Here is a 2,938-nt window from a genome sequence, read left to right on the forward strand (position 1 = left end):
CCTCCCTAGCGTGGCCCGTCGTGCTCGCTCCCGAGCGCGCGACGAGAGGACGACATGGCCACCACGAGCGACGCCCCCGCGACCGGAGAGGCCGGCGGCGTTCCGCGATCGGGCACCGCATGCCGCGCCCCGCGCCGGCCGCTAGCCGAGGACGACGTGCTCCCCGCCGCGCTGCTCGGCGATCTCCTCGCCGACCTCCTCCGCCTCCTGGCGCGACTCGTGGTGGCTCAGCGGGACCCGGGCGTGGGCGATGCGGTTGTGCCAGCCCTGCTCGTCGGAGTAGGTCTCGATGGGGAGGACGGTCGTGGTGCTCATGGTGCTCCTTCGTGGTGGTCCCTCCATGGCACCTCGCGCCCCCCGCCGCTCGGGAGAGGGTTGACGCGAGCCCGTGTCTCGAGCAGGACCAAGGCGTCTCGGCGGTCCAGCAGCGAGCGACGGCGCCGCGGCGTGTCAGGGCGAGACCATGCCGCCGTTCACGTTGAGGGTCTCGCCGGCGACGAAGCTCGACTCGGCGGACGCGAGGAACACGTAGGCCGGGGCCTGCTCGGCGGGCTGCGCGGCACGGCCCATCGGCGACTCGCTGGAGCCGAAGTCGGGCAGGCTCTCGGGGTCGACGCCGCCGCTCACCTGCAGGGCGGTCCACGTCGGGCCGGGCGCCACGACGTTCACGCGGATGCCCTTCGCGGCGAGCTGCTGCGCGAGGCCCTTCGAGAGGTTGTTGATCGCGCCCTTCGTCATCGCGTAGTCGAGTCGGTCGGGGGCGGGCTTGTGCGCCTCCGCCGACGCCGTGTTGATGATGGTGGCGCCCGCGGGCAGGTGCGGGAGGGCCGCGCGGATGATCCGGAACGGAGCGAAGACGTTGACCGCGAAGGTCGCCTCGAACTGCTCGTCGGTGATGTCGAGCAGGTCCTCCTTCCAGATCTGCTTCCCGGCCACGTTGACCACCGCGTCGAGCCCGCCGAGGCCCTCGACCGCCTCCGCCACGAGCCGCGTGCAGTACTCGGCACTCGTGAGATCGCCGGGGATCGGCACGGCGGTGCGCCCCTCCGCGCGGATCAGCCCGATCACGTGCTGCGCGTCCTCCTCCTCGCTCGGGAGGTAGGCGAGGGCGATGTCGGCTCCCTCGCGGGCGAAGGCGATGGCCACGGCGGCGCCGATCCCGGAGTCGGCTCCCGTGATGAGCGCGCGGCGGCCCGCGAGCCGGCCGGTGCCGCGGTAGCTCTCCTCGCCGAGGTCCGGCACCGGGGTCATCCGCGACTGCAGCCCGGGCTCGGGCTGCTGCTGGACCGGCGGAGTCACGTCCGGGTACTGGGTGGCGGGGTTCGTGAACGTGTACTGGTCGGGCATGGCTCCTCCGTCCGCGGCACCCGGATCGGGCCGCTCCCATCCATCCCAGGCGAGCCGCGCCTCCGGGGCCACCCCGTGCACGGGCGGGCGGCGCTGTGGTAGCCGGCGCCGCGGACCAGGAGCCGCCTCCGGTGAGGCCGCCCGTGCCGTGCCGTGCCGACCGCTGACGGTGCGTCTGGGCCTCGAGTGGCGGGACGTCAGCCGCACCAGGCAGGAGCAGGAGGTCGTCCGCCTCAGCAGCGGACCGGTGTCCTGTTGCGGACATGTCCACCCTCGGACACGGCCTGAGACCTACCTTTCGTTCATGATCGAATCCTCGAAGAAGTCCCGCCGGCGTGGACTGAAGAACGCCGGAATCGCCGTCGCCGTCGCCTTGGCGGTCGTCGCCGGCGGGAGCGCCGCGGCATCCGCTGCGACGACGACGTCGCCCGCCTACTACGGATGCCTGCAGCAGGGCCTCCTCTTCAAGGTCGGCACGACCTCGCCGACGTGCCCGAAGGGCGCCACCACGGCCAGCTGGAACCTGCAGGGACCGGTCGGCAAGACGGGGCCGGCGGGCGTTCCCGGAGCAGTGGGACAGGTCGGCAGGACCGGCGCCACGGGCGCGGTGGGCTCTACGGGTCCTGCCGGAGCAGTGGGGCCGATCGGTTCTCCGGGAGCGGACGGGGCGGACGGGGCGCCTGGTCCCGCCGGAGCGGACGGAGAGATCGGCGCGACGGGAGCGGACGGAGCCGCCGGCCTCCCCGGAGCAGACGGAGCCCCCGGGCTCCCCGGAGCAGACGGAGCCCCCGGGCCGATCGGAGAGATCGGAGCCACCGGAATGGACGGAGAGACCGGGCCCGCAGGGCCTCCCGGAGCGGATGGAGCGGCCGGACCCGCCGGACCCGCGGGCGGAGGCGCCACATACGCCACAGTCACCGCGACCAGGACTGGAATCTACGCGAACAACGTGCAGACACTCTCCGCCACCTGCACCGGCGCGACGCCGAATGTCATCGGAGGCGGTTTCTCCTGGACCGAGGTCGACGGCAGCAGCCCCTACAAGTCGGAGGTCTCCACGAGCGCTCCGGTCGGATCCGGTACATGGACCGTCACCGGGTCCGCCTACGCCGTCAACGGCACGCTGACCCTCAGCGTCTACGCACTCTGCGCGTCGTGACCACGGTCTGAGGCGCGGACTCCGGGGCCGTCGAGAGGGGGCGGCCCGACCCTCGGACGCGGCCGCCCCTCGCGATGCGCCCGGCCGACGCCGCCGTGCGCTCGCATGGGCTCGGACGGAGACGACCGCGGCCGGGCGGTCGGGCCTCGCTGAGGTGACGGCGAGGCGGGCGGAGTGCGGCTCGCCCGTGCGGAGCAGGAGGAGCGAGGAACCCGGCTCGCCCGTGCGGGGCGGGTGGAGCACGGAGCCGTAGGAGTGTGCAGCGGCAGAGTGGACGGACCAGCCGCTGACCCGGACGGAGGAGCCTTCGACAGGGCGGTCGAGCCGGTCCGGACCCGAGGAGAGCGCCGACGACGACGACCCCGCGCGCCGACGCCGCGCGGGCGTGCGAGGCTTGATGGTCGTCCCCCTCCCGCCCGCGCGGCGTCGGCG

General features: G+C 73.9%; 3 protein-coding genes. 1 reads left to right on the top strand and 2 read right to left on the bottom strand.

What is annotated here, in order from left to right:
• Positions 1-141: 141 nt before the first annotated feature.
• Both C5C56_RS17345 and C5C56_RS17350 read right to left on the bottom strand, forming a co-directional pair.
• Positions 142-315, bottom strand: a complete 174-nt coding sequence (locus C5C56_RS17345) for a DUF2188 domain-containing protein (RefSeq protein ID WP_159940661.1) — start codon at positions 313-315, stop codon at positions 142-144.
• Between the two features lie 135 nt (positions 316-450).
• Complete coding sequence (locus tag C5C56_RS17350; RefSeq protein WP_104320015.1) at positions 451-1,347, bottom strand: SDR family oxidoreductase; 897 nt, start codon at positions 1,345-1,347, stop codon at positions 451-453.
• 949 nt (positions 1,348-2,296) lie between these two features.
• Between C5C56_RS17350 and C5C56_RS17695 the strand changes: the two genes are divergently transcribed.
• Positions 2,297-2,506 (top strand): hypothetical protein, encoded by a 210-nt coding sequence (locus tag C5C56_RS17695; protein WP_146086531.1) that lies wholly within the window; start codon positions 2,297-2,299, stop codon positions 2,504-2,506.
• The last annotated feature ends 432 nt before the right edge of the window (positions 2,507-2,938 follow it).

Origin of the sequence: Rathayibacter sp. AY1D1 (assembly GCF_002932635.1) — a bacterium.
GTDB lineage: Bacteria > Actinomycetota > Actinomycetes > Actinomycetales > Microbacteriaceae > Rathayibacter.

Coding starts and splice junctions, on each gene's coding strand:
- C5C56_RS17350 (WP_104320015.1), bottom strand. CDS start 1,347: ATGCCCGACCAGTACACGTTCACGAACCCCGCCACCCAGTACCCGGAC.
- C5C56_RS17345 (WP_159940661.1), bottom strand. CDS start 315: ATGAGCACCACGACCGTCCTCCCCATCGAGACCTACTCCGACGAGCAG.